This is a genomic window from Flavobacteriales bacterium (assembly GCA_016716605.1).
GTDB lineage: Bacteria > Bacteroidota > Bacteroidia > Flavobacteriales_F > PHOS-HE28 > PHOS-HE28.
The window spans coordinates 442,557-467,260 of sequence record JADJWA010000001.1; the positions used below are offsets into that span (position 1 = coordinate 442,557).

A 24,704-nucleotide genomic window follows, 5' to 3' on the forward strand; every position below is an offset into this window, starting at 1 on the left:
TTCCGGGTCTTTTCCTTAGGCGTGGCTGGCTTCGTCGGTGTTGCGCACCTTCACCATGTAACTCACATTGGGTTTCACGCCGATCTCCTCCAGTGCATGGTAGGTGCGGTCCATTTCGGCCAGCTTGCGCGCCTTGCTGCCTTTATCATTCAGGTCGCCGAAAACGATGGCGCCGGTGCCGCAAGCCGCGCTGCAGGCGGTCTCGATGTCACCATCCTTCACCGGACGGCCTTCCTTCTTCGCCTTGAGCTTGCCGGCCTGGATGCTTTGCACGCATAGGCTGCACTTCTCGATCACGCCGCGCGCGCGCACGGTCACATCGGGGTTCAGTACCATACGGCCGAGGTCGTCCCAAGCCGGGTTGGTCTCGGCGAACTTGTCGGTGACGTAATTGAACCAGTTGAATCGCCGCACCTTGTAGGGGCAGTTGTTGGCGCAATAGCGTGTGCCGATGCAGCGGTTGTAGGCCATCTGGTTAAGGCCCTCGTTGCTGTGCGTGGTGGCGGCCACCGGGCACACGGTCTCGCACGGAGCGTGGTTGCAGTGCTGGCACATCACCGGCATGAAGAACACCGACGGGCTGGCCGAAGGCTCTTCCATCTTGGTGTACAAGCCGATCTTGCCTTCGCCGGCAGCGCGTCCTTCGGCCCACTTGGTGTCGCTGCTGTAGTAGCGGTCGATGCGCAGCCAGTGCATTTCGCGGCTGCGGCGCACCTCGTCCTTGCCCACCACCGGGATGTTGTTCTCGCTGTTGCACGCCGTGACACAAGCGCCGCAGCCGATGCAGGTGTTCAGGTCGATGCTCAAGCCCCAGCGGTGGCCCACGCCCTCCACCGGATGCTCGGCCCACAGGTCGAACTTGGCCACCGGCTTGCGGTCGCGGGCGTCGATGACGCCATCCTCATTCGCATCATCATGCACAGGCAGGGTGTGCGGCTTGTTATAGGCGTTCCTGTCGCCCGCCTTGTACACCGAGAAGGAGGTCTCCTTCACGATGCTGTGCCGGTCCATGTGCGTAAGGTGCGTCTGCGTGATGGCCATCGGGTAGGTCTCGCCCGTGGCGCTCACGCTCACATTCATGGCATCGTAGCTCACCGCGCCATTCCTCAGGCTGGTGAAGGGATAGGCATTCTGGCCCACAGGCCTGCGCTCGCCGTTGTGGTCGGTGACCACGGCGGCCTTGCCCACTTTCTCGCCATTGGCGCCACGGCCATAGCCGAGGGCGATCGCGATGGTGCCTTCGCGCTGGCCGGGGCTTGGCACCACGGGCAGCTTCAATTCCACTTCGCCCACCTTCACGCTCACTACGCCGGCCGGGCTTTGCTCACCCAGGTAGTCGGGCAGGCCGAGCTTGCGTGCATCGGCGAAGCTCATGCACACGTAGTTGTCCCACGTGATCTTGGTGAGCGGATCGGGCATCTCCTGCAGCCAAGGGTTGCTGGCGTGCTGGCCATCGCCGATGGCTTCGGTGGTGTACATGCTCAATTCCCACTCACCAGCGCCCTTGGCGGCTTGCTTGGCGGCCGCGCCTGCGGCGGCCACATCGCCCGCGAAAGCCACGCCGGAGGCGGGCATCGGTTGCGAAGTGAGCACACCGTCGTGCAGGCTCTGGTTCCAGACGGTCATGAAATCGCCGCCACCATGGGCCGCGAGGTTCTGCTCCCAGGTCTGCTTAATGAAGTCGAGCCATTTGGCATCGCTTCCGCTCCACTTGAGCAAACTGCCCTGCCAGGCGCGCGTGTCGAACAGGCGGCTGATGACCGGCTGTTGCAAGGCGTATTGGCCGGTCTTGGGCATGTGGTCGCCCCAGCTCTCTAGGAAGTGATTGTCGGGGCAAATCCAATGGCAGAGGCTCGCGGTCTCATCAGCATAGCGCGCGCAGCTCACGGTGAGGCCCACCTTCTCCAATCCGCTCTTGAACTCCGCAGCGTTGGGCAGGCTGTAGGCTGGATTCACGCCGGCCATGATCAGCGCACCGATGCTGCCCGCGTTCATGTCCTTCACCAGCTGTGCCACTGCGGCATCGTCGCCTTGGAAGAACCAGGTGTGGTTGTCCAGGTCGATGGTGCTGCCGTAGTTGCCGAGCATGATGTTGATGCTGTTCACCAGCACCTGCGTGCCTTCATCGTTGCTACCGCAGACCACGAGCCCCTTGCCGCGTGCGTTCCAGAGCGCATCGGCTGCATGGTTCAATTCAGCGTTGTCCAAGCCGCCGCCCACCGTGGCGCCGCCGCTCTTGCGGGCAATGGCATCGTGCAGGGCGATCACCGCCAGCGGGAGCTCACTCGGCTTCAAGGCTACACGGGCATCGGCATTGGCCCCGCTGATGCTCATGCGGGACTCTACCTGCCAATGCTTGTTCATCGCGCCATCCGGATTGCGGCGGGTGGCGTATTGCCAGGCGTACTCGGTGGTGCTGCCCCAGCAGCTGAGGAAGTCAGCGCCCACGCTCACCAACACATCGGCCTTGGTGAAATCGTAGCCTGGGAACACGCGCTTATCGAAGCTCTTCAGGTTAGCGTTGGTAAGGCCGCTGTAGCTGATGGTATCATGCTGCACATGCTCCACCGTGGCGTGCATGGCTTGCAAGCCGGCAACGGCCGCGCGGGTGCTGGGGCTGATGATGGTGGGCGTTAGCACCACGATGCGCTTGCCAGCGGCCGAGGCATCGGCCAGGCCCTTGCTGATGGCGCCATCAGCTTCGGCCCACTTCACTCCTACGTGCTTGCCTTCGTTCCGCTTGCGTGGGCCTCTGAGCCGCTCGCCATCATAGAGCGAGAGCACGGAACTGTTGATGCGCGCATTCACCACGCCCTTATCGAGCGCAGGGTTGCGGTTGATGCCGAAGCGCGGATTGCCCTTGATGTGGATCGGGCGCCCTTCGCGGGTCTTTACCAGAATGCTGGCGAAATCCTGACCATCGTAGAAGGTGCTCGCGTACCAGTTCGCAACGCCGGGGGTGATCTCCTCGGGCTTGCTCACGTAGGGGATGCTCTTCACCACCGGGGTCTCGCAAGCGGCCAGCGTGGCGGCGCCCACAGAGAACCCCAGGAACTTGAGGAAGTCGCGGCGGTTGGTGTTGGCCCCGCTGAGATTCCTGTCGCCCAGCACTTGGTCAATGGCCAATGGCTGTGCGAATTCGCCCTCGCGGGCCTTGATCGCCTCAGGGTCCTGACGCAGGTCGGCCGCGTCCATCCAGTACTGCTTCGTGCTCGACATCGTGCGCGCGGTTCTTAGTAGTGGCACTTGGCGCATTCCCAGCCGCCAAGCTCCTTCACGGTGATCTTGCCGTCCTCCAGGTACTTCTTCAACTCCTCGTGGCCCAGCTTGGCGTCGTTGTTCAAGCGCGCCATCACTTCGTCGTAGTAGCCGTTGCCGGCCATCTTCACCTCGGTCTTGTTGTGGCAGTCGATGCACCAGCCCATGGTGAGCGGGCTCCACTGCTCAGCTACGTCCATCTGCTCATCGATCGGGCCATGGCAGGTCTGGCATTCGATCTTGCCTACGGCCACGTGCTGGGCGTGATTGAAGTAGGCGTGGTCGGGCAGGTTATGCACCTTCACCCAGCGCACCGGCTCTTCCTTGCCGGTGTAGGCGCCCTTCTCGGGGTCCCAGCCTGCATGCTTGTAGATCTTCTGGATCTCCTTGGTGCCCGCTTCGGTCCGACCGGCATTCACCGCTTTGTGGCAATTCATGCACACGTTCAGGCTGGGGATGCCAGCGTGCTTGCTCTTCTCCGCGCTGCTGTGGCAGTATTGACAGTTGATCGCCAGGTTGCCCTTATCAGCCTTGCCGGCGTGCAGCGTATGATTGAAGAGGATGGGCTGCTCCGGCTTGTAGTGCGGCACCTCATCGCCGCCATATACGCCAACCACCCAAGCGGCATCCCAGAGCACGAGCACGAGCCAAACCGTTGCGAATAGGCCCACGATGCTCATGAAGACCTTGTGCTCCCATGCCCAGGCCTTGAAGCGCTGCCAGCCAGTGGCATCGGCCAGCGGGCCATTGCCCTCAGCTTCGTTCACGGCGCTCTGCAAGCTGCGCTTCACACCGCTCAACGAGAGCACGATCACCGCGAAGAGCAGAGCCACCACCAAGAGCCAGAGCCAGTTGTTGGAGCCCTGGTCCGTGGCCGCCGCATCCGTGGCGATAACTACATCTTTCTTCGGTGGAGCGTAGTTCTCCACGTAATAGAAAACGGCATCGATCTCCTCATTCGTGAGGGACACCGGAGTCATGACCACAGGCTTGTATTCCTCCCAGATGGCCACGGCCATCTCGTTGCCGGTCTTCAGGTATGCCTGGCTGTTCTTCACCCAGGCATACAGGTCGCCCTTACCCTCCCATTTGGCCTTTGCGCCTTTCAGCGCAGGGCCGGTCATCTTGGTGTCCACCTTGTGGCAGCTGGCGCAATTGCCCTTGAAGAGCTTCTCGCCTGCTGCGTATTGCGCGGCGTCGGCCGGCTGCGCGTTGGCGGCGGTGAAACTGAAGGCGAGAAAGAACGCGAGCGCGGAGCGGATGGACCCTTTGGAACGTCGTGAAAGACAAGCGGGAAGCGGCATTCCGAACAGGTTAGAAGAGGAGGGTTCCGTGAAGACGGCGGCAAAAATAACCGGGGACCAATACGGCGGATGGAGCAGGATCAACGATGCCATGTTAGCGTCACTATTTAGAGTTGTTCTAAACAAGTGGATTGTTCGGGAAGCCTTGCCAACAGCCGTGATCACGCCATGGGCAGGCATACTTTTGGCCGCGTTGTCTGCGGTGATCAGAATGCGATTCCTGCCTTTGCTTGCCTTGATGCCTTTGGCATCCTTGGCACAGGACCCGGCAACGCCCCGGTTCTTCGAGCCGTACCAAACACCAAGCGACACGCCAACTACCTCTGGCATGGCGCCCGGCCATGTGCACGTGGCCGCGGACGCCAAGGTGGAGCGCCTGATGGAGCGCTTCGTCGCCGTGAAACACCCGCAGCCCGGCTTCCGGGTACAGATCCACTTGGGCAGCGACCGCAAGGTGGCGGAGGAGATCAAGCGCGGCTATCTCCAGAAGAACCCGGAGTCAATGGCCTATCTGAGCTGGTTGCCTCCCAATTGGCGCCTCCGCGTGGGTGATTGCCGCACCCGTTTGGAAGCGGAGCGCTTACTGCGCGACTTGCGGCCAATCTACCCCGGCAGCTACATCGTGCCCGACGAAATCGAGATGCCGCGCTGAGTGCGATTCCATTGAGCGGGCTTGCGAGCTGAATCGATCTGCATTAGGAGATTCAGAGGCCTCCCGATTGAGGAGCCAACCGGCAACCAGCCACCCTCAAATGTCCTTGGGGCGAGCGCCGTTCACCCCACCAACCGGCAGCACCTACAGCTTGAAGGCCTTCTTGACCGCACCAAAGGCATTCAGTTCCTCCCACGGGAAGAGCTTCACCTTCACGGTCTTCTGCCGGCCGGCGTTGTCGAATTGCTTGGTGACCACTTCGCTCTTGCGGCCCATGTGGCCGTATGCCGCGGTCTCACTGTAGATCGGGGTGCGGAGCTTGAAGCGCTTCTCGATGAAGTAGGGGCGCATGTCGAACTCGGGCATGCGCTTCACCACATCGGCGATGGCCCCATCGTTCAACTTCACCTGGCTCGTGCCGTAGGTGTTCACATAGAAGCCCACGGGTTCGGCAACACCGATCGCATAGGCCACCTGCACGAGCACCTCGTCGCATACGCCCGCCGCCACCAAGTGCTTGGCCACGTGGCGCGCAGCATAGGCCGCGCTGCGATCCACCTTGCTGGGGTCCTTGCCGCTGAAGGCACCGCCGCCGTGCGCGCCTTTGCCGCCGTAAGTGTCCACGATGATCTTGCGGCCGGTGAGTCCGGTATCGCCGTGCGGACCGCCGATCACGAACTTGCCCGTGGGGTTGATGTGGTACTTGATGTCCTTGCCGAAGAGGGCCTGCACGCGCTTGGGCAACTGCTTCACCACGCGCGGCACCAGGATGTTGACCATGTCATCCTTGATCTTCGCGAGCATCTTGGCGTCCTTGTCGAAGTCGTCGTGCTGGGTGCTCACCACTATGGCGTCGATGCGCAGCGGCTTGCCGTCGTCGGCATACTCGATGGTCACCTGGCTCTTCGCATCGGGGCGCAGGTAGGGCATCTTGCTGTTCTTCTCGCGACGGATCACGGCGAGCTCCCGCAAGAGCATGTGGCTGATCTCGAGCGGCAGAGGCATGTAGTTGTCGGTATCGCGGCAGGCGTAGCCGAACATCATCCCCTGGTCACCGGCGCCCTGCTCCTCGGGCTTCTTGCGCTCCACGCCCATGTTGATGTCGGGGCTCTGCTCATGGATGGCGCTGAGCACGCCGCAGCTGTGTGCCTCGAACATGTACTCGCTCTTGGTGTAGCCGATGCGTTCGATCACATCGCGGGCGATCTGCTGCACATCGAGGTAGGCCTTGCTCTTCACCTCGCCGGCGAGCACCACCTGTCCGGTGGTCACCAAGGTCTCGCACGCCACCTTGCTCTGTGGATCGAAGGCGAGGAAGTGGTCGATGAGGGCATCGCTGATCTGATCGGCCACCTTATCGGGGTGGCCTTCGCTGACGGACTCGGAAGTGAAGAGGTATGGCATCGGGGCGGGCGCTGTTTTGCGGGCCGCAAAGGAAACGTTTGCCGCGCAACCGATCAACAGGTCATTTGCCCGTGAGCTCCTTGAACACTTCTTCCAGCCCGCGCTCGCTCTTCTGCAAGCCCAGCACTTTCAGCCCATGCTTCACGGCGAACTCGAAGACAGCCGGCCGCACATCGGTACCGGCATCGTGCGCGATGAGCCAGGTATGGCCATCCTTGCGCTTGGCATGGCGCACGCCGGTGAGGTTAAGAAGCTCGTTGGCGGCGGGTGATCGGTCGAACTCCACTTCGATCACCTCTTGCTCATGCTGGCGCGAGCGCAAGCTGCTGGCCGTATCATCTGCGACGATCCGGCCCTTGTCGATGATGATCACGCGGTCGCAGATGGCCTCGACCTCCTGCATGATGTGCGTGCTGAGCATCACCGTCTTCTCGCGGCCGAGGTCTTTGATCAGCGCGCGGATGTCCACGAGCTGATTGGGATCGAGACCGCTGGTGGGCTCGTCGAGGATGAGCACCTCCGGATCATGAATCAGCGCTTGCGCAAGCCCCACGCGCTGGCGGTAGCCTTTGCTCAACTGCCCCACGCGCTTGTGCTGCTCGGGGCCGAGGCCTACGCGGTCGATCAAGTCGGTCACCAATGATGCACGGTGCTTCAACCCGTGCACGCCGGCCACGAAGTCGAGGTGCTCGCGCACATACAGGTCGAGGTAGAGCGGATTGTGCTCGGGCAGATAGCCCACGCGGCGACGCACCTCCATGCTCTTGGTGCGCGTGTCGAAGCCGCAGACCTCGGCCTCGCCATCCGAGGGCGGGATGAAGCAGGTCAGGATCTTCATCATGGTGCTCTTCCCAGCGCCGTTCGGCCCGAGGAAACCCACCACCTCGCCCTTGCCGATGGTGAAGCTCACGCCGGCAAGCGCTTCCTGCTTGCCGTAGCGCTTGAACAGATTGCGCACCGCGATGGACATGCGGCGAAAGTAGCTGGCGGCCCGCCGGGGGCCTTCACCATTCCCTAGGTGCGATCAACTCTTCCGCGTCCCCATCGAAGCCGTAGGCCTTGGCGATGGCGTCGAACTCTGCACCAAGCGTCTCACGCGCGCCGGTTTCCATCTCACTTCCGTTGGCCTCGAATTCTGCCTGGAGCTCATTCAGCTGCATGGTGGCCTGATGCGTTATGGCAAACAAGCCCTCAAGGTCCTTGGGCTGCCCAGCCTCAATGCGATGGCACATGTCAACCAGGATCATCCTGCATGCATCGACGAGGTGCGTTGGGTAGTAATCGTCAGCGTACATGTCGGCTAAAAGCGCGCGGTCGCGCACCGCCGGGTTGGTCAAGCTCGATTGGTCCATTGTTGCGGAGGTTGAACAGCCGAAGAAGAAAATCACCGAGAACAGAAGGCGACTGATTCGAGGCAGCTGAATCGGGAGGCGCGGGTGCTTGATTGCTTGCATCGTCAAGAAGATGCATGTGCCTTGCTGGGGGGGCGAGGTGCTATGGCAAATGGGCTTAATACAGATCAAGTGAGTCGCGGCTAGCGAGCTTCTCCCAAGAGGATCGCTATGCCAAACCCGTCAACATCGGGCAGGAGGCCCCACGCAGAACTCGCTCTGTCGTGCTTCCGCGCAATGCGTCCAAGAAGCCATCGTGCCCTTTCGTGGCCATGACGATCAAGTCGGCCTTGATCTCCTTTTCAAACGCAAGGATTGTTTCCACGATGTCACCTTCGCGACTGCTCCTCTTCCAAGTCCAGCCCTTGCGCTCGGGCAAGGGTGGCGACGGCATATCCGCTTCGGGCCCGACGTGCAGAAGTGTGAACTCCGGGTTCTCCAGTGCCAGACGGTCGGCCAGCAGCGTTGCTGCGCGGATGGCCTGCCGCGGATCGGGATCCGGAACGATTGGCAACAGCACGCGCTTCAGGCTCACCGATCCGGAAGCGGGATCCACGAAACCTGAGCGATGATGCGGAACGAAGAGCGTGGTCGCGCCGCTCGCCCGCGACAAGGGTTCCGCCACCTTCGGCTTCATCCAGCCGGTGTTCCCGGCTTCCTGGTTCGTAGCCAACACAACGAGATCGGTGGTGTGCTCGTCCAGGAATTCAATGCAAGTCTGGAGAGGATCGCTTCCATGGGCCAGCAACTTCTTCACGCCGAGCCCCAAGGACAGGAACTCATCGCTGTCCATTTCGTCCTTCAAGAGCCCCCATCGCTTCAGCGTACGGCGCACTTGAGGCATTTGATCCCAATCCTCCCGATCACCGCCTACATGAAGGATCGTGAGTGAGGCACGGGAGGCCAGCGCGATACGGAGCGCATGCAGAAAGGCGGTCTTACTGGCTTCCGAAAGATCCGTGGGGTGGAAAATGTGCTTGATGGCCAGCTCAGTGCTCATGGAGGCCAAGTTCGTGCTTCAGGAGGAATGCTTGAGATGCCATCCGTCAGATGGCCGGAGCATCACCGTGAAGATGGTGGGCCGAGGTGGGGGAGTTTGCACCTCGGGCATTTCATCCTCCAATCACTCATTCGTCACGCTCGCCGCCAAGTACTCCCGGTTCAACCTTGCGATGTGCTCCAAGCTGATCCCCTTCGGGCATTCCACCTCGCAGGCGCCGGTGTTGCTGCAATTGCCGAAGCCCTCCTTGTCCATTTGCTCCACCATGGCAAGTGCGCGGCGCTTCGCCTCGGGCCGGCCCTGCGGCAATAAGGCGAGTTGCGAGACTTTCGCCGCTGTGAAGAGCATGGCTGAGCCGTTCGGGCAAGTGGCCACGCACGCACCGCAGCCGATGCAGGTGGCGGCATCGAAGGCCTTGTCGGCATCGTCCTTCGGGATTGGCACCGCATTGCCATCGACGAGGTTGCCGCTGGTGTTCACGCTCACGAAGCCGCCGGCTGCTTGGATACGATCGAAGGCGCTGCGGTTGGTCGCCAAGTCCTTGATCACAGGGAAGGCCGCACTGCGCCATGGCTCAACGTAGATGGTGTCGCCATCCTTGAACTTGCGCATGTGCAGCTGGCAGGTGGTGATGCCGCGGCCCGGACCGTGCGCCTCGCCATTGATGAAGAGGCTGCACATCCCGCAGATGCCTTCGCGACAATCGTGGTCGAAGGCGATCGGGTCCTCACCCTTTCGCACGAGGTCGTCGTTGAGCACGTCGAGCATCTCCAGGAAGGACATGTCTTCGGACACACCGTTCACCGGGTAATCGACGATCCTGCCTTTGTCGTTGGGGCCGGATTGGCGCCAGATCTTGAGTGTCAGCTTCATGTTACCCATCACTTGTAGCTGCGTTGCGTCAGTTTCACTTCGTTGAATTCCAGCTGCTCCTTGTGCAGGTTCGCCTTGCCGGCATCGCCGGTCCACTCCCACGCGGCAACGTAGGCGTAGTTGGCGTCGTCACGTTTGGCTTCGCCCTGCTGCGGGCCTTCGGTCTCGGAATACTCCTCGCGGAAGTGGCCGCCGCAGCTCTCGTTGCGGTCGAGCGCATCAAGGCACATCAACTCGCCCAACTCCAGGAAATCGGCCACGCGACCTGCCTTCTCCAATTCCTGGTTGAACTCGTTCGCTTTCCCGGGCACGCGTACATCGCGGTAGAACTCCTCACGGATCTGGCGGATCTCAGCAATCGCCTCCTTCAGTCCTTGCTCGTTGCGCGCCATGCCGCACTTGTCCCACATCACTTTGCCCATACGTCGGTGGAACTCATCAACCGGCTTGGTGCCCTTGTTGTTCAGGAAGTGGTTGATGCGTTCCTTCACTTCTTTCTCCGCGGCCTCGAACTCGGGACGCTTGGTGTCGATGGGTCCCGTGCGGATGTCGTCGGCCAAATAGTCGCCTACGGTGTAAGGAACCACGAAGTAGCCATCGGCCAGACCTTGCATCAACGCTGATGCACCCAACCGATTCGCGCCATGATCGCTGAAGTTCGCTTCGCCGAGCGCGAACAGGCCGGGCACGGTGGTCTGCAGGTTGTAATCGACCCAGAGGCCGCCCATGGTGTAGTGAACCGCAGGGTAGATCTTCATCGCGTGGTCGTAGGGATTCTCGCCGACGATGTTCTCATACATGTCGAAGAGGTTCCCGTACTTCTCGCTCACCACGGCACGGCCGAGCTCGGTGATCTTCTCCTTGCTCGCATTCTCGATCTTCAAGATGTTCGCCTGCTGCTTGCCGTAGCGTTCGATCGCCGCACTGAAATCCAGGTACACGGCCTCCCCGGTCTTGTTCACGCCATAACCTGCATCGCAGCGCTCTTTGGCAGCGCGACTCGCAACGTCGCGCGGAACCAAGTTTCCGAAGGCCGGGTAGCGGCGCTCCAGGTAGTAATCGCGATCGGCTTCCGGGATGTCGCTGCCTTTCTTCCTGCCATCGCGTATGGCTTTCGCATCCTCAAGGTTCTTCGGCACCCAGATGCGGCCATCGTTCCGCAGTGATTCGCTCATCAGCGTGAGCTTGCTCTGGTGCGTGCCGCTCACCGGGATGCAGGTCGGGTGGATCTGCGTGTAGCACGGGTTGCCGAAGTAGGCTCCGCGCTTGTGCGCCTTCCATGCGGCGGTGACATTGCTGCCCATGGCGTTCGTGCTCAGGAAGAACACATTGCCGTAGCCGCCCGTGCACAGCAGCACGGCGTGCGCGCCATGTCGCTCGATCTCTCCGGTGATCAAGTTGCGGGCGATGATGCCGCGCGCCTTGCCATCAACGATGACGACATCGAGCATCTCGTGGCGATCGAACATCTGCACAGCGCCTTTGCCCACCTGACGCATCAACGCGCTGTAAGCGCCCAGCAGCAGTTGCTGGCCAGTCTGCCCGCGCGCATAGAATGTGCGGCTCACCTGCACGCCACCGAAGCTTCGGTTATCGAGCAGTCCTCCGTAGTCGCGGGCGAAGGGCACGCCTTGCGCCACGCACTGGTCGATGATGTTCGCGCTCACTTCCGCAAGACGGTACACGTTGGCTTCGCGAGCACGATAGTCGCCGCCCTTCACAGTGTCATAGAACAAGCGGTAGGTGCTGTCGCCGTCGTTCTGGTAGTTCTTGGCGGCGTTGATACCACCCTGAGCGGCGATGCTGTGCGCGCGACGGGCGCTGTCCTGGAAGCAGAAGGCCTTCACGTTGTAACCCATCTCGGCCAACGATGCGGCGGCAGCGCCACCGGCGAGGCCTGTGCCCACCACGATCACGTCGATGCGGCGCTTGTTGGCCGGCGCCACGATGCGCATGTGGCCTTTGTGGTACGTCCACTTCTTGTCGATGGGGCCGGGAGGGATCTTGCTGTCTAATGCCATGTTCAGCGGTGGGTTGGGGGTTGCGGGTTGGCAATGGTTGAGGGTCGGGGCCAACCCCCAACTTCATCAACGTTCAACCTGCAACCAACGAGTGCCATGTGCGAGCGGCGCGCTAGCGGTTAACGAACATCCAAACCGGTATCAGTGCGAAGAGGATCGGGAGCACCACGCCGAAGAAGGCACCGACGCTCTTGATGATGGGCGTATAGCGCGGGTGATTGAGGCCAAGGCTCTGGAAGCTGCTCTGGAAGCCATGCAGCAAGTGGAAGGCGAGCACCGCCATGGACGCCACGTAGAGCGCGACGTACCACAGCTCGGAGAAGGCTGCCGCAACAACAGCGTAGAGATCCTTGTTGCCATCGGCATCGAGACCAAGGCCGCCCCAATGCATCTCGTACCAGAAGCGCTTCATGTGGATGACCAGGAAGACCAGGATCAGCGTGCCCAGCAGGGCCATGTTGCCGCTGGCCCAGCTGCGGTTGGCACCGGCGTTCTCCTTCGCGTAACGCACCGGCCGCGCCTTTCGGTTCTGGAACGCGAGCAGGATGCCATCGAACGCATGGAAAAGGATGCTGAAGTAGAGCAGGTAGCTCACGGCCTTCACCACCGGGAAGGTGGTCATGAACTTGGCGTAGGCGTTGAACTTCAGCTGGCCCTCCGGGCTCATGTCGAGCAACTGGAGGTTGCCCGCGAGGTGGGCGATCAGGAACACGGAAAGGAAAAGGCCCGTGAGGGCCATCCAGTACTTCTTCGCGAGTGAGGAACCGAGGATCGCTGATCGTGCCATGATGCTCTAGCAACAACGAACGGGGTGGAAGCGTTCGCGCGGCGAATGTAGAAGCCTGCGACGAACGCGTTCCTGCCAATCGGCAGGAGTTCTCAGTCGTTCCGAAGGATCCGGCCATCCTCGTGGATGGTGATCGGGGCCTCAGGCACATCGGTCCGGGTCAATTCGATCACCTCCTTCACGGCCCGTCCCTCCTCATCGGGCACCGGTCCGCCCTCCCCTTCCTGCTTGATGGCGATCAGCCGGCCATCGATGAAGCGGCCCGTGCGGTCAACGCGGATGCGCGCGATGGGGGCCACGCCATTGTGGCCGCTGAGGTTGAAGCGCGCGTAGGTGGCGAAGTTGCCGAGGCTGTATGCGATGAAGCGGTCCTTGTACAGGTCGATGGCGCGCGTGATGTGCGGACCATGGCCGAAGACGATGTCCGCGCCAGCATCGATCACGGCGCGTGCGAAGGCATGAGGGCTGCCACGGTTCTCGCCGAGGAACTCCTCGTTCATCTTCTTGATGTGCCGATGGCCCTTGCCCTCGGCACCGCCATGGAAAGAGACGATCACGATGTCGCTCACGCTGTCGAGCCCGGCCACAATGGATTTGGCGCCTTCGAGGTCGCGGAAGTCAACCGTGCCGGTGTTGGGCGCGAAGGCGCAGAATCCGTAACGCACGCTGTCGAGCGTGAATACGGCGCTTGGGCGTGAGAGCAGGCCAGCGTTGTAGAGTCCCAATGAATCGAGCACGCGCCGTGTGGCCATCCGGCCCGGTTCGCCGAAATCCCCCACATGGTTGTTGGCCACGCTGAGTACATCAAAGCCTGCATCCCTCAAGTGAGCGGCATAATGCTCCGGCGACCGGAACACATAACAGCTTGCCGGATCCTTGCACTGCTTCGGATGGCCGGGCCCATCGAGGAGCACGCCTTCGAGGTTCCCGAACGTGAGGTGCGCTTCGCGCAGGATCGAATCCACCGGAGCGAGGAGGTCCCGGCCGTCGTTGGGCGGCAGGTAACCGGCATCCGGATAGTTGGTGCCGAGCATGATGTCGCCCACTCCGATGATCACGATCGTGTCAATGCGCGCAGAATCGCTCGGTAGGCTGTCATGCGCAAGCACGGTGGCCGTTTCCGCCGTGAGCGGCGCCGCCTCATCAGGCGGCTCCATCGGTTCGGCTGGCCTTGCGATGCGCCCGGCCTTCACGAAGCGCTTGGTGTAATACTCAACGGCTGCGAGCGTGTCGTAGCGGATGCCGCGATGGCAGCTGTGCAGCATGCAGATGTCGCCCTTCTCGGTCACGCTGGCCACCATGGCCACGTGGCCCACTTGGTCCTTGCGCGCATCGCGGCCCTTAAAGAAGAGCAGGTCGCCGGGGGCGACTTCCGCGCGGTCGATGGTGGGCACCGTGGCCGCCATGGCTGCCGAGGAATGCGGCAGCGCCATGCCTTGCTGGCCATAGATGTGACAAACGAAGCCGCTGCAATCGAACGTTCCCGCGCCTTTGGCTTTGTAACGGTATGGCTTGCCCACGTAGCTGTGGCCAATGGCGACGATTGAATCGGCCATCGATGCGGGCATCGGCACCTGTGGCTGAGCGCAGAGGGCCAGAGGCGCTGCGACCAAGCAGAGCTGAGCGATGCGGGCCGCGCTAATCATGCGGCGAAGCTACCCTCGTGGGCACGACCTCAAGGAGTGCTGCCGCCGGCGCAACGTGTTTTCACACCTTGATCAAAGGGTGGCGTTCAGCAATCTGCCGCCGCTAATGAGCTTGTGCAGGGCTGGCCGCTCCAGCGTATTGCGGATGGCCTCCACGTGGTTCATGTTGTGGCAATCGCTGCCGAGCAATTCATAAGCGCCCGCATCGATCAGGCGCTCTGCGATCTCTTTCGCTGGACGGCCATAAGCGCCGGAGAGCGCCACGAGGTTCAACTGGAAGAGCACGCCGCGGTCCTTCAGCTTCTCATACTTGGGGAAGTCGTTGTGCCAATAGGCGTAGCGCTCCGGGTGCGCGAGCACCGGTTGATAGCCCTGCGTCTGCATCTGGAAGATGAGCGACAACAGCATCTGCGGCTCACTGATGAAGGGCAGCTCGAAGAGCAGGAGCTTTTCGCCGAAGGTGAGCACCTCGCCCTCCATCACCTTGCGCTCCAGGTCGTGGTCGAGGTAGTACTCCGCAGCGGCATCCACCTCGATCTCCAATCCCTGCCGCTCCACCTCGGCGCGCAGCTTCTCCAGTCCGCCGTGAATGATCTCCGGTGAGTTCTTGTACCCATCGGCCATGCTGTGCGGCGTGGTGATCACCTTGCGGTAACCGAGCCCGTGCATGGCATGAAGCAGCTCCATGCTCTGCTCGAGGTCCTGGGCGCCGTCGTCGATGCCGGGGATGAAGTGCGAATGCACATCGCAGCGGAGCACGGAGAGGTCCGCTGGGCCGAGCGCGGGCTCCTTCTTGCCGAACAAACCGCTGAATAGCCCCATCAGTGCTGCGCGTAGTGCTCCGCGTAATACTGCTGGTAAGCGCCGCTGGTGACATGATCGAGCCACTCCGTATTGGCCAGGTACCAATCCACGGTGCGCTCCAGGCCCGCTTCGAAGGTGATGCTCGGCTTCCAACCAAGTTCGCGCTCGATCTTGCCAGCATCGATCGCGTAGCGCAGGTCGTGCCCGGCGCGGTCGGTGACGTAGGTGATGAGCTTGGCGCTCTCCCCTGCCGCGCGGCCGAGCTTCTTGTCCATGATCGAGCAGAGCAGGTGCACCAGGTCGATGTTCTTCCACTCGTTGTGCCCGCCGATGTTGTAGGTCTCGCCGTTCTTGCCGGTGTGGAAGATGGTGTCGATGGCCGAGGCGTGGTCCTCCACCCAGAGCCAATCGCGCACGTTCTCGCCCTTGCCATACACGGGCAGCGGCTTGTTGTTGCGGAGGTTGTTGATCATGAGCGGGATCAGCTTCTCCGGGAAGTGGTGGCTGCCGTAATTGTTGCTGCAGTTGCTAACCACGAAAGGGAGCTTGTAGGTATTGCCGTATGCGCGCACGAAATGGTCGCTGGCGGCCTTGCTCGCGCTATAGGGGCTCTGCGGGTCGTAGGGCGTGGTCTCCAGGAAGAGGCTGTCGTCGTGCAGTGAGCCATAGACCTCATCGGTGCTCACATGGTAGAAGCGCTTGCCCCCCATGGCGCCCTTCCACGCCTCCTTCGCCGCATTGAGCAGGGTCACCGTGCCGAACACGTTGGTGCGCACGAAAGCGAGCGGATCGGTGATGCTGCGGTCCACATGGCTCTCGGCGGCGAGGTGGATGATGCCATCGATCCTGTGCTCCTTGATCACCCTGGCCACCGCATCCGCATCGCAGATGTCAGCCTTCACGAAGGTGTAGTTCGGCGCAGGCTCGATGTCGCGAAGGTTCTCCAGATTGCCCGCATAGGTGAGTGCATCGAGGTTGATGATGCGGTAATGCTGGTACCGGTTCACGAAGCGGCGCACGACGTGGCTGCCGATGAAGCCGGCGCCGCCGGTGATGAGGATGTTGCGCGTGATGCTCACAGGCTCCAGTAGTTCAGGTCCTTGATCTTCTTCCGGAACACGCCCTTCAGGTCCACCAGCACGCCTTTCGGCTTCAGCATGCCCTTGAACCAGGCTTCGTCCTTGCCGGCGTATTCACTATGGTTCACGGCCACGATGATGGCATCGTACGGGCCTTTCATCTCAGGCGCCAGTTCGTAGCCGTACTCATGCTTCACCTCGGCGGCATCGGCGTGCGGGTCGGTCACATCCACCGCACAGCTGAAGCTCTTGAGCTCGTTCACCACATCGGCGACCTTGCTGTTGCGGATGTCGGTGACGTTCTCCTTGAAGGTGGCGCCCATCACCAGGATGCGCGCATCGGTGGGATTGGTGCCGCTGGCGATCACCTTCTTCACGGTCTGCTTGGCCACGTAGCCGCCCATGCTATCGTTCACGAAGCGCCCACTGTCGATGATCTGCGCGTGGTAGCCGAGCTCCTTGGCCTTGTACACGAGGTAGTAGGGATCCACGCCGATGCAATGGCCGCCCACGAGGCCCGGCTGGAAGCGCAGGAAATTCCACTTGGTCCCGGCCGCTTCGAGCACATCGTAGGTGTTGATCCCCATGCGGTTGAAGATGATCGAGAGCTCGTTGGTGAGGGCGATGTTCACGTCGCGCTGCGTGTTCTCGATGATCTTGCTCGCTTCGGCCACCTTGATGCTGCTGGCGCGGTGCACGCCGGCCTTCACCACCAGCTCATACACCTGGGCGATGATCTCCGCGCTCTCCGGGTCGCAGCCGCTGCTCACCTTCACGATGGTCTCGAGCGTATGCTCCTTGTCGCCGGGGTTGATGCGCTCTGGCGAGTAGCCCACCTTGAAATCGTCCACGAACTTCAGGTTGCTCAAGCGCTCAAGCAAAGGCACGCAATCCTCTTCGGTGCAGCCGGGGTAAACGGTGCTCTCGTACACCACATAGTCGCCCTTCTTCAGCACCTGGCCCACGGTGCGCGTGGCGCCCAGCAGCGGACCCAGGTCGGGGATGTTCTGCTGATCGATCGGCGTGGGCACGGCCACGATGAAGAACTCCACGTCCTTCAGGTCCTTGATGTCGGCGGAGAAGTGGATGTCGCAGCCCTCGAAGTCCTCCGGCGGCAATTCATTGCTCGGATCCTCGCCACGGCGCATCATGTCCACGCGCTTCTGGTTGATGTCGAAGCCAACCACCTTGATGCGGCGCGCGAAGGCCAAGGCGATCGGGAGCCCTACGTAGCCCAGGCCGATCACAGCGAGCTTGGCTTCCTTCTTCAGCAGTCGGTCATACAGGTTGTTCATCCCTTTTCTCGTAGATGCGTTCGATGATCTCCACCACCTTGAGGCCCTCGAGGGCGTTGGTGGTGAGCGTTGTCCTTCCTTTCAGCGTGTCCACAACGTTCTCGATGATGAAGCCGTGGTTGTTGGCGCTGCCCTTGTAGGCGCCGTAGTCGTTGGCCGGATTGGTGGGCGCCAGCTCGGGCATGGAGTAGCCGGCGATGTGGCAATGCTCCACCTGGTCCATGTACTGCCCGCCGATCTTCACGCTGCCTTTGGAGCCGATGATGGTCATGCTGCTCTCCAGGTTCTTGTCCCACACGGCCGTGCTGTAGTTGATGCAGCCCATGCCGCCGTTGCGCAGGCGGAAGCTCACGATGCCGGTGTCCTCGAATGCGGTGAGGTCCTGGTGCGCGAAATCGGCGAAGCGGCCCTCGATCTCCGAAATGTCGCCGAAGAGCCAATACAGGATGTCGATGAAGTGGCTGAATTGCGTGAAGAGCGTTCCGCCATCGAGATCGGAACTGCCTTTCCAGGTGCCGGCCTTGTAATAGCGGGCGTCCCGGTTCCAGTAGCAGTTCACCTGCACCAGGTGGATATCGCCCAGCAGGCCTTGGTCCACCACGCCCTTGATCCATTGGCTCGGCGGCGAGTACCGGTTCTGCATCACGCCGAACACGGTGCGGTGCATGCGCAGCGCGGTGTGGATCACCGCTTCGCCGCTGGCCCTGGTGAGGGCCATGGGCTTCTCGCAGACCACGTGCTTGCGCGCCTCGAGGGCCTTGATGCTCTGCTCGGCGTGCAATCCATTAGGCGTGCAGATGTTCACCACCTCGATGCCCGGAACAGCTGCAAGCATGGCGTCCATGTCGGTGAAGAAAGGGGCATCAAGCACCTCGATGCCAAGCTCACCCTTGGGCCTGGTGTCGCACAAGGCCACCAGTTCGCACTCCGGGTGCCGCTGGATCATCTCCGCGTGCCGTTTACCGATGTGGCCGCAGCCCACTACGGCGAACTTGATCTTCTGTTCCAAGGGCGTGGGCATGGCTCAAGCAATGCGTGTCACGCGCCCGTTCTTCAGTTCGTAGCGCTGACCACTCTCTAGGCATTCTGCCTCACCTGCATCGTTGAACTTCAGCTTGTGTCCGAACTCGCTCATCCAGCCGGTCTGCTTCGCGGGATTGCCTATCACCAGTGCATAGTCGGGTACTTCCTTCGTCACGACCGCACCTGCGCCGATGAAGGCAAACCGGCCAATGTCATGCCCACAGATAATGGTGGCATTGGCCCCGATGGAAGCACCCTTTTTCACAAGTGTGCGAAGGTATTGGTCCCTCCGTGCTACGGCACTGCGCGGGTTGATGATGTTGGTGAAGACCATGCTCGGCCCCAGGAACACATCGTCCTCGCACTCCACGCCGGTATAGATGCTCACGTTGTTCTGCACCTTCACGCTGTTCCCAAGCTTCACGCCGGGGCTCACCACCACGTTCTGGCCGATGTTGCAGTTCTCCCCGATTGTACACCCAGGCATGATGTGCGAAAAATGCCAGATGCGCGTGCCCTCACCAATAACGCAGCCCTCGTCAATGACGGCGGTGGGGTGGGCGATGTAGGGCATGGGAAGAGGCTCCGGCAAAGGGGTGGCGAAGGTACCGAAGGCAGGGGCATGGGAAAGGGGCGGCAGCCAAGGGGTGAAAGGGACGTCTGAGAGGTAGATTCACGGTCCCAACGCCTTGGACATGAGAGGAACTTTGACGCTGGTGCTAGCTGCTGCTTCGAGCCTGGGAGGGATGGCGCAGCAATGGTGGGCACCTGGGGCTTGCTGGCTTTACCAAGGCGACGCCATAGGGGTCCTTCGCGACCATCACTACCAGTACACTAACGATACCGTGGTGGATGGGATGCAAGCACAGGTGGCGCTCTACACGCTGGTAGAACATATACCCAATGGACCGACCAACACCTACATCAGCAAGGAGTACGTCACTTGGCAGGACAATGTCGTCCTGCACAGAAACACTTGGCCATTCCCACCCTATCCATTCTGGAACGATTGGGATACGCTCTATGTCCTAGGCGATGTGGGAGATCGTTGGTGGCCGATGTACGCCGACACTTCCTGTCCACCGCGTGGCATGCTGGAGATACAGTCCGTAGGCACAACGACCATTGACGGTGTGGATCTCGACTCTTGGGAACTCGCGTACCTCAATATGGATGGCCTGCCTTGGCTCGAACCGATGTTCATCCCGGGAGACTCGCTGAACGTGATCGCCCGTATTGGCTCTCGACCAAGGAGGCCACTATTCACCAGTTGTCTGGAAGACCCATGGTTCGACCCGGAAATCATTCAACTGATTCACTACTCTGATAACGAGATTTCCTTCCCATCCGGATCCGGTTGCGACATCACCACGTCCTTGCCTGATGATTCAACATCCGCTCCGATGATTGCTCACCCCAACCCCGGCGGCGATCACTTTATCCTTGACAACATCACGCCCATCACCATCGCCGTCCGCGATGCACTTGGGAGGATCGTGCACTCTGAATCGCGCTTGGCTCCGGCTGCACGGGTCAGGACGGAGCATTGGCCGCAAGGCACCTACATCATCAGCTTGGCCCCAGCCTCTGGCGAGCAGCGGAACATCAAATGGGTCAAACAGTGAAGAAGACGCTTCTCCTTTTTCTGCTTTCTGTTCAAGGTGGCGGTGTTCTGGCACAAGGTTTCTGGGCCCCCGGCGCCTGCTGGGTCTATGAGCAGCTTCATTTAAGCCCTTATCTCGACATCTACATGTACACCGGCGACACCATGATTGATGGCTTGCTGGCCCAGCAGTGCACCCGACGCATCTGCTATCTGAACTATGTCTCCGGAGGCGGGGTGGATACTAGCTGTGTGAGCGACATCTGGGGCTTTAGGGATTGGGTTAGCCTTCAAGGGGATGTAGTTTATTACAAGCACAACGTTGCTGGAGGCTCGCCGTGGGATACTCTGTACTACCTGGGTGTGCCTGGCGATCGCTGGTGGCCCCCGACCACGCAGCCTATGACGTGCGGCTACTTCGGCATGCTCGAGATACAGGACACCGGTCACATGGTGATTGGGGGAGAGAACCTTCGGACATGGAGCCTGGCCTATTTGGATTCAGCCGGAGTCTCAACATGGGGCAATGGGCAGCCTTTCGGGTCGGATACCTTGGCCATCATCGAACGAATTGGCGGGCTTCCAAGGAAATTCCCCCATTACGGTTACGATTGCTATGGGCCGATGGATCCTTCATTCTTTCGTTTGCAGCATTATTCAGATTGGCAGGTCACCACGGGAAGCGGTATCACTTGCGATATTGCGCTGGGGGCCGCTAGTCGCTCCATGCAAACTGCAATCTCGCTCGCGCCAAACCCCGGCGCCGTCCAGTTTTCGATCATCGGCATTTCGGCTTCTGCCTCCGTTGAAGTGCGCGACCCGCTCGGGCGGATGGTGCATTCGCAAGCCAACCTCCCCGAGAACGCACCCACCGAAACTTCGACTTGGGAGATTGGCACCTACTTCGTTTCCATCACTTCCGGCGATGGCAGAAGGCAGGTGCTGCGCTGGGTCAAGCAGTAGCCCTACTTCCTCACATACCCCTCGAAGCTGAAATGCTCCTTTTCGTTCAGCTCTTCCTTCGTCAAAGACTTGAAGTAGTCGTAGGTGATCTTCAGGCCCTCGGCGCGCGCCACCTTCGGTTCCCAGCCGAGCAGCTTCCTCGCCAGCGTGATGTCTGGCTGTCGCTGCATGGGATCGTCCTGTGGCAAGGGCTTGTACACCACCTTCTGCGTGGTGCCGGTGAGTTTGATGATCTCCTCGGCGAACTGCGCGATGGTGATCTCGCTGGGGTTGCCCACATTCACCGGGCCTGCGTAGTCGCTCAAGAGCAGTCGGTAGATGCCTTCCACCAGATCGTCCACGTAGCAGAAGCTGCGCGTCTGCGAGCCATCGCCGAATACGGTGAGGTCCTCGCCGCGTAAGGCCTGGCCGATGAAGGCGGGCAGCACCCGGCCATCGTTCAGCCGCATGCGCGGGCCATACGTGTTGAAGATGCGCACGATGCGCGTCTCGAGGCCGTGGTAGGTGTGGTAGGCCATGGTGATGGCCTCTTGGAATCGCTTGGCTTCATCGTACACGCCGCGCGGACCGATGGGATTCACGTGGCCCCAATAGTCCTCGGTCTGCGGATGCACTTGCGGATCGCCGTACACCTCGCTGGTGCTGGCCACGAGGATGCGCGCGCCCTTCGCCTTGGCAAGGCCGAGCAGATTGTGCGTGCCCAGCGAACTCACCTTCAAGGTCTGGATCGGGATCTTCAGGTAATCGATCGGCGAGGCCGGTGAAGCGAAGTGCAGGATGTACTTCAGCTCACCAGGCACATGCACGAACTTGGAGACATCGTGGTTGTAGAATTCGAAGTCCTCGCGCTTGAAGAGGTGCTCGATGTTCTTCAGCCGTCCGGTGATCAGGTTATCCATCCCGACCACGTGGTAGCCCTCCTTCAGGAAGCGGTCGCAGAGGTGCGAGCCGAGGAAACCGGCAGCACCGGTGATGAGGACTCGCTCCTTCGCTTTCGTCATGGTTCAGGCGTTAGCCTTCGCGCGCACGTTCACGGTCTGACGACCCACGCTCACGTAGGTGAATCCGAGCTTCTGCATCTCATCCAAGTCGTAGAGGTTGCGACCGTCGAAGACCACCTTCTCCCTGAGCAGCTCCGCCACGCGCTTGAAATCAGGCGTGCGGAACAAGGCCCACTCCGTGGCGATGATCAGCGCGTCCGCGCCCTGGAGCGCTTCGTACTCATCCTTCGCGAAGCCCATCTTCTCGCCCATCAGCTTCTTCACGTTGGGCATGGCCTCCGGATCGAATGCGGTGACGGTAGCGCCAGCGGCTACCAGCTCATCGATCACGTACAAGGCGGGTGCCTCGCGGATGTCGTCGGTATCGGGCTTGAAGGCAAGGCCCCACAGCGCGAAGTGCTTGCCGGTGAGGTCGCCGAAGTGCTTCTTGATCTTGGGGATGATCGAGGTCTTCTGGTCCTCATTCACCTCCATCACGGCCTTGATGATCTGGAACTCATAGCCGGCATCGTTGCCGCTCTTGGCCAGCGCCTGCACGTCCTTGGGGAAGCAGCTGCCGCCGTAGCCGATGCCGGGGAAGAGGAAGCGCTTGCCGATGCGGCTGTCGGTGCCGATGCCGATGCGCACCTTGTCCACGTCGGCGCCCACGCGCTCGCAGAAGTTCGCGATCTCGTTCATGAACGTGATCTTGGTGGCGAGGAAGGCGTTGGCGGCGTACTTGGTCAATTCCGCGCTGCGCTCATCCATGAAGATGATCGGATTCCCTTGTCGCACGAAGGGCTTGTAGAGGTCCTCCATCACTTTCTGCGCACGAGGACTGCTGGTGCCTACCACAACGCGATCAGGCTTCAGGAAGTCATCCACGGCGAAGCCTTCACGCAGGAACTCCGGATTGCTCACCACGTCGAACAGGTCCGCTTTGGCGTGCTTGGCCAGGGCGGCATGCACCTTCTCTGAAGTGCCCACGGGCACGGTGCTCTTGTCCACGATCACCTTATAATCGGTGATGATCTTGCCCAGGTCATCGGCCACGCCCAGTACGTACTTCAGGTCGGCGCTGCCGTCTTCGCCGGGCGGCGTCGGTAACGCGAGGAAGATGATCTGCGCGTCCTTGATGGCGCTGGCCAGGTCGGTGGTGAAATGCAGTCGGCCCTGACGGATGTTGCGCTCGAAGAGCACATCGAGATGCGGCTCGTAGATGGGCACTTTGCCATCCTTCATCATCTGCACCTTGTTCGCGTCGATGTCCACGCAGATCACGTGGTTGCCGGTCTCGGCGAAGCAGGTTCCTGTCACAAGGCCTACGTATCCTGTTCCTACTACTGCGATGTTCATGTTGGGGCGCGAAATTTCGCGCCCGTACAGGCGCGATCGATTGGTGTTAGTTGAAGAAGCTCCTTACGGAGGAAGTGATGTGCGCCAGTTGCTGCTCGTCGAGCTCGGTGCTCATAGGCAGTGAGAGCACTTCGTGGGTGATGGATTCGGTCACGGGCAATGATCCTTCCGCGAAGCGGGCGGTCTTGTACGCGTTCTGCAGGTGGCAGGGTACAGGGTAGTAGATCATGGCCGGCACGCTGTGCTTCTCGAGGTGTTCCTTCAGCGCGTCCCGCTTACCACCAGCCACCTTCAGCGTGTATTGGTGGAACACATGGGAACTGCTCTTGCTCCGCTCGGGGATGCTGAGTCCGGGGATGCTCGAGAACGCTGCATCGTATGCGGAGGCCGCGCGGTTGCGCGCCGCTGCATAGGCATCCAGCCGACGCAGCTTGATCCTCAAGACGGCGGCCTGCATGCTGTCCAAGCGGCTGTTCACGCCCACCACTTCGTGGTAGTAGCGCACATCGCTGCCATGATTGCACACGCGTCGGATCCTCTTCGCCAGCTCATCGTCGTTGGTGAAGATGGCCCCGCCATCGCCGTAGCAGCCCAGGTTCTTGCTGGGGAAGAAGCTGGTGGTGCCGATGTGGCCGATGGTGCCGGCCTTCTTCCTCGTTCCGTCGGAGAAGGTGTAGTCGCTGCCGATCGTTTGGCAATTGTCCTCGATCACGAAGAGGCCGTGCTCCTGGGCGATGGCCATGATCGGCTCCATGTCGGCGCTTTGCCCAAAAAGGTGCACGGGCACAATGGCCTTCGTCCTCGGTGTGATCTTGCGCTTGATGTCGTCAGGGTCGATGTTGAAGGTTCCCGGTTGCACATCGGCGAACACGGGCGTGAGTCCCAGCAGGCCGATCACCTCCACGGTGGCCACGAAGGTGAAGGAGGCCGTTATCACCTCATCACCGGGCTGCAGGCCCAGCGCCATCATGGCGATCTGCAGGGCATCGGTGCCGTTGGCGCAGCCGATGCTGTGCTTCACGCTGAGGTAGGCGGATAGCTCCCTCTCCAGGTCCTTCACATCAGGACCATTGATGAAGATCGCGCTCTCCATCACGCGGATCATGGCTGCATCCACCTCATCCTTGATGGCGTGGTACTGGCTCACCAGGTCCACCATCTGGATGGGCTTCATCGGGGTCGAGGTCTGCATGCGCAATGGATTCGGTGAAAGCGGCGCCGAAGATAGAACGTGGCTGCTGCGCACCCTGTGCCGCGCGGACGCG

21 protein-coding genes are annotated in these 24,704 nt (G+C 61.1%); 3 read left to right on the plus strand and 18 right to left on the minus strand.

Translation table 11 applies throughout. From position 1 onward, the window contains the following. Nucleotides 1-15: 15 nt before the first annotated feature. On the minus strand, nucleotides 16-3,219 hold the full coding sequence (locus IPM12_01770) for a TAT-variant-translocated molybdopterin oxidoreductase (protein MBK9146528.1): 3,204 nt from the start codon (nucleotides 3,217-3,219) through the stop codon (nucleotides 16-18). A gap of 14 nt (nucleotides 3,220-3,233) precedes the next feature. Then, nucleotides 3,234-4,562, minus strand: coding sequence for a c-type cytochrome (locus tag IPM12_01775; GenBank protein MBK9146529.1), 1,329 nt, complete (start codon nucleotides 4,560-4,562; stop codon nucleotides 3,234-3,236). Between the two features lie 238 nt (nucleotides 4,563-4,800). On the opposite strand from IPM12_01775, the gene IPM12_01780 reads away from it, so the two are divergent. Next, nucleotides 4,801-5,214 (plus strand): SPOR domain-containing protein, encoded by a 414-nt coding sequence (locus IPM12_01780; GenBank protein MBK9146530.1) that lies wholly within the window; start codon nucleotides 4,801-4,803, stop codon nucleotides 5,212-5,214. A gap of 144 nt (nucleotides 5,215-5,358) precedes the next feature. Here the strand turns inward: IPM12_01780 and IPM12_01785 are convergent, their stop codons facing one another. The 13 genes from IPM12_01785 to IPM12_01845 all read right to left on the minus strand — a co-directional run bounded on the left by IPM12_01785 (nucleotide 5,359) and on the right by IPM12_01845 (nucleotide 19,111). Continuing rightward, entirely contained in the window at nucleotides 5,359-6,618 is a 1,260-nt protein-coding gene (locus tag IPM12_01785) for a methionine adenosyltransferase (GenBank protein MBK9146531.1), read from the minus strand. Between the two features lie 61 nt (nucleotides 6,619-6,679). Then, entirely contained in the window at nucleotides 6,680-7,588 is a 909-nt protein-coding gene (gene gldA, locus IPM12_01790) for a gliding motility-associated ABC transporter ATP-binding subunit GldA (protein MBK9146532.1), read from the minus strand. A gap of 34 nt (nucleotides 7,589-7,622) precedes the next feature. Next, on the minus strand, nucleotides 7,623-7,970 hold the full coding sequence (locus IPM12_01795) for a hypothetical protein (protein MBK9146533.1): 348 nt from the start codon (nucleotides 7,968-7,970) through the stop codon (nucleotides 7,623-7,625). Between the two features lie 208 nt (nucleotides 7,971-8,178). Then, nucleotides 8,179-9,009: a universal stress protein gene (locus IPM12_01800; GenBank protein ID MBK9146534.1), complete on the minus strand. Its 831-nt coding sequence runs from the start codon at nucleotides 9,007-9,009 to the stop codon at nucleotides 8,179-8,181. A gap of 123 nt (nucleotides 9,010-9,132) precedes the next feature. Then, nucleotides 9,133-9,882 (minus strand): succinate dehydrogenase/fumarate reductase iron-sulfur subunit, encoded by a 750-nt coding sequence (locus IPM12_01805; protein MBK9146535.1) that lies wholly within the window; start codon nucleotides 9,880-9,882, stop codon nucleotides 9,133-9,135. A gap of 8 nt (nucleotides 9,883-9,890) precedes the next feature. Then, complete coding sequence (locus IPM12_01810; GenBank protein MBK9146536.1) at nucleotides 9,891-11,903, minus strand: fumarate reductase/succinate dehydrogenase flavoprotein subunit; 2,013 nt, start codon at nucleotides 11,901-11,903, stop codon at nucleotides 9,891-9,893. A gap of 112 nt (nucleotides 11,904-12,015) precedes the next feature. After that, nucleotides 12,016-12,690 (minus strand): succinate dehydrogenase cytochrome b subunit, encoded by a 675-nt coding sequence (locus IPM12_01815; protein MBK9146537.1) that lies wholly within the window; start codon nucleotides 12,688-12,690, stop codon nucleotides 12,016-12,018. A 92-nt stretch (nucleotides 12,691-12,782) separates the two neighbouring features. Continuing rightward, nucleotides 12,783-14,336 carry a CapA family protein gene (locus IPM12_01820; GenBank protein MBK9146538.1) on the minus strand — a complete coding sequence of 518 codons (1,554 nt, stop codon included), beginning with the start codon at nucleotides 14,334-14,336 and terminating at the stop codon, nucleotides 12,783-12,785. A 72-nt stretch (nucleotides 14,337-14,408) separates the two neighbouring features. Further along, nucleotides 14,409-15,158, minus strand: a complete 750-nt coding sequence (locus tag IPM12_01825; protein ID MBK9146539.1) for a capsular biosynthesis protein — start codon at nucleotides 15,156-15,158, stop codon at nucleotides 14,409-14,411. After that, entirely contained in the window at nucleotides 15,158-16,213 is a 1,056-nt protein-coding gene (gene rfbB, locus IPM12_01830) for a dTDP-glucose 4,6-dehydratase (GenBank protein MBK9146540.1), read from the minus strand. Before rfbB ends, IPM12_01825 begins: the two co-directional genes overlap by 1 nt. A gap of 2 nt (nucleotides 16,214-16,215) precedes the next feature. After that, on the minus strand, nucleotides 16,216-17,514 hold the full coding sequence (locus IPM12_01835) for a nucleotide sugar dehydrogenase (protein ID MBK9146541.1): 1,299 nt from the start codon (nucleotides 17,512-17,514) through the stop codon (nucleotides 16,216-16,218). Then, entirely contained in the window at nucleotides 17,498-18,523 is a 1,026-nt protein-coding gene (locus tag IPM12_01840; GenBank protein MBK9146542.1) for a Gfo/Idh/MocA family oxidoreductase, read from the minus strand. Before IPM12_01840 ends, IPM12_01835 begins: the two co-directional genes overlap by 17 nt. 15 nt (nucleotides 18,524-18,538) lie before the next feature. Next, nucleotides 18,539-19,111, minus strand: a complete 573-nt coding sequence (locus IPM12_01845) for an N-acetyltransferase (GenBank protein MBK9146543.1) — start codon at nucleotides 19,109-19,111, stop codon at nucleotides 18,539-18,541. 121 nt (nucleotides 19,112-19,232) lie between these two features. Here IPM12_01845 and IPM12_01850 point away from each other — a divergent pair, with 121 nt between their 5' ends. Beyond that, nucleotides 19,233-20,162, plus strand: coding sequence for a T9SS type A sorting domain-containing protein (locus IPM12_01850; protein MBK9146544.1), 930 nt, complete (start codon nucleotides 19,233-19,235; stop codon nucleotides 20,160-20,162). Then, entirely contained in the window at nucleotides 20,159-21,103 is a 945-nt protein-coding gene (locus IPM12_01855; GenBank protein MBK9146545.1) for a T9SS type A sorting domain-containing protein, read from the plus strand. Before IPM12_01850 ends, IPM12_01855 begins: the two co-directional genes overlap by 4 nt. A gap of 2 nt (nucleotides 21,104-21,105) precedes the next feature. Here IPM12_01855 and IPM12_01860 read toward each other — a convergent pair whose 3' ends face one another. The 3 genes from IPM12_01860 to IPM12_01870 are packed head-to-tail and all read right to left on the minus strand — an operon-like array spanning nucleotide 21,106 to nucleotide 24,613. Beyond that, nucleotides 21,106-22,104 (minus strand): SDR family oxidoreductase, encoded by a 999-nt coding sequence (locus tag IPM12_01860; GenBank protein MBK9146546.1) that lies wholly within the window; start codon nucleotides 22,102-22,104, stop codon nucleotides 21,106-21,108. A 3-nt stretch (nucleotides 22,105-22,107) separates the two neighbouring features. Continuing rightward, complete coding sequence (locus tag IPM12_01865; protein ID MBK9146547.1) at nucleotides 22,108-23,439, minus strand: UDP-glucose/GDP-mannose dehydrogenase family protein; 1,332 nt, start codon at nucleotides 23,437-23,439, stop codon at nucleotides 22,108-22,110. A 46-nt stretch (nucleotides 23,440-23,485) separates the two neighbouring features. Further along, complete coding sequence (locus tag IPM12_01870) at nucleotides 23,486-24,613, minus strand: DegT/DnrJ/EryC1/StrS family aminotransferase (protein ID MBK9146548.1); 1,128 nt, start codon at nucleotides 24,611-24,613, stop codon at nucleotides 23,486-23,488. Nucleotides 24,614-24,704 lie beyond the last annotated feature (91 nt).

What these genes read in the sequence shown, in the direction of transcription:
- gldA (MBK9146532.1), bottom strand. Translation starts at nt 7,588, where the DNA reads ATGTCCATCGCGGTGCGCAATCTGTTCAAGCGCTACGGCAAGCAGGAA.
- IPM12_01850 (MBK9146544.1), top strand. Translation starts at nt 19,233, where the DNA reads ATGAGAGGAACTTTGACGCTGGTGCTAGCTGCTGCTTCGAGCCTGGGA.
- IPM12_01835 (MBK9146541.1), bottom strand. Translation starts at nt 17,514, where the DNA reads ATGAACAACCTGTATGACCGACTGCTGAAGAAGGAAGCCAAGCTCGCT.
- IPM12_01800 (MBK9146534.1), bottom strand. Translation starts at nt 9,009, where the DNA reads ATGAGCACTGAGCTGGCCATCAAGCACATTTTCCACCCCACGGATCTT.
- IPM12_01820 (MBK9146538.1), bottom strand. Translation starts at nt 14,336, where the DNA reads ATGATTAGCGCGGCCCGCATCGCTCAGCTCTGCTTGGTCGCAGCGCCT.
- IPM12_01775 (MBK9146529.1), bottom strand. Translation starts at nt 4,562, where the DNA reads ATGCCGCTTCCCGCTTGTCTTTCACGACGTTCCAAAGGGTCCATCCGC.
- IPM12_01785 (MBK9146531.1), bottom strand. Translation starts at nt 6,618, where the DNA reads ATGCCATACCTCTTCACTTCCGAGTCCGTCAGCGAAGGCCACCCCGAT.
- IPM12_01795 (MBK9146533.1), bottom strand. Translation starts at nt 7,970, where the DNA reads ATGGACCAATCGAGCTTGACCAACCCGGCGGTGCGCGACCGCGCGCTT.
- IPM12_01780 (MBK9146530.1), top strand. Translation starts at nt 4,801, where the DNA reads ATGCCTTTGGCATCCTTGGCACAGGACCCGGCAACGCCCCGGTTCTTC.
- IPM12_01825 (MBK9146539.1), bottom strand. Translation starts at nt 15,158, where the DNA reads ATGGGGCTATTCAGCGGTTTGTTCGGCAAGAAGGAGCCCGCGCTCGGC.
- IPM12_01815 (MBK9146537.1), bottom strand. Translation starts at nt 12,690, where the DNA reads ATGGCACGATCAGCGATCCTCGGTTCCTCACTCGCGAAGAAGTACTGG.
- IPM12_01805 (MBK9146535.1), bottom strand. Translation starts at nt 9,882, where the DNA reads ATGAAGCTGACACTCAAGATCTGGCGCCAATCCGGCCCCAACGACAAA.
- IPM12_01860 (MBK9146546.1), bottom strand. Translation starts at nt 22,104, where the DNA reads ATGACGAAAGCGAAGGAGCGAGTCCTCATCACCGGTGCTGCCGGTTTC.
- IPM12_01810 (MBK9146536.1), bottom strand. Translation starts at nt 11,903, where the DNA reads ATGGCATTAGACAGCAAGATCCCTCCCGGCCCCATCGACAAGAAGTGG.
- IPM12_01845 (MBK9146543.1), bottom strand. Translation starts at nt 19,111, where the DNA reads ATGCCCTACATCGCCCACCCCACCGCCGTCATTGACGAGGGCTGCGTT.
- IPM12_01770 (MBK9146528.1), bottom strand. Translation starts at nt 3,219, where the DNA reads ATGTCGAGCACGAAGCAGTACTGGATGGACGCGGCCGACCTGCGTCAG.
- IPM12_01870 (MBK9146548.1), bottom strand. Translation starts at nt 24,613, where the DNA reads ATGAAGCCCATCCAGATGGTGGACCTGGTGAGCCAGTACCACGCCATC.
- IPM12_01865 (MBK9146547.1), bottom strand. Translation starts at nt 23,439, where the DNA reads ATGAACATCGCAGTAGTAGGAACAGGATACGTAGGCCTTGTGACAGGA.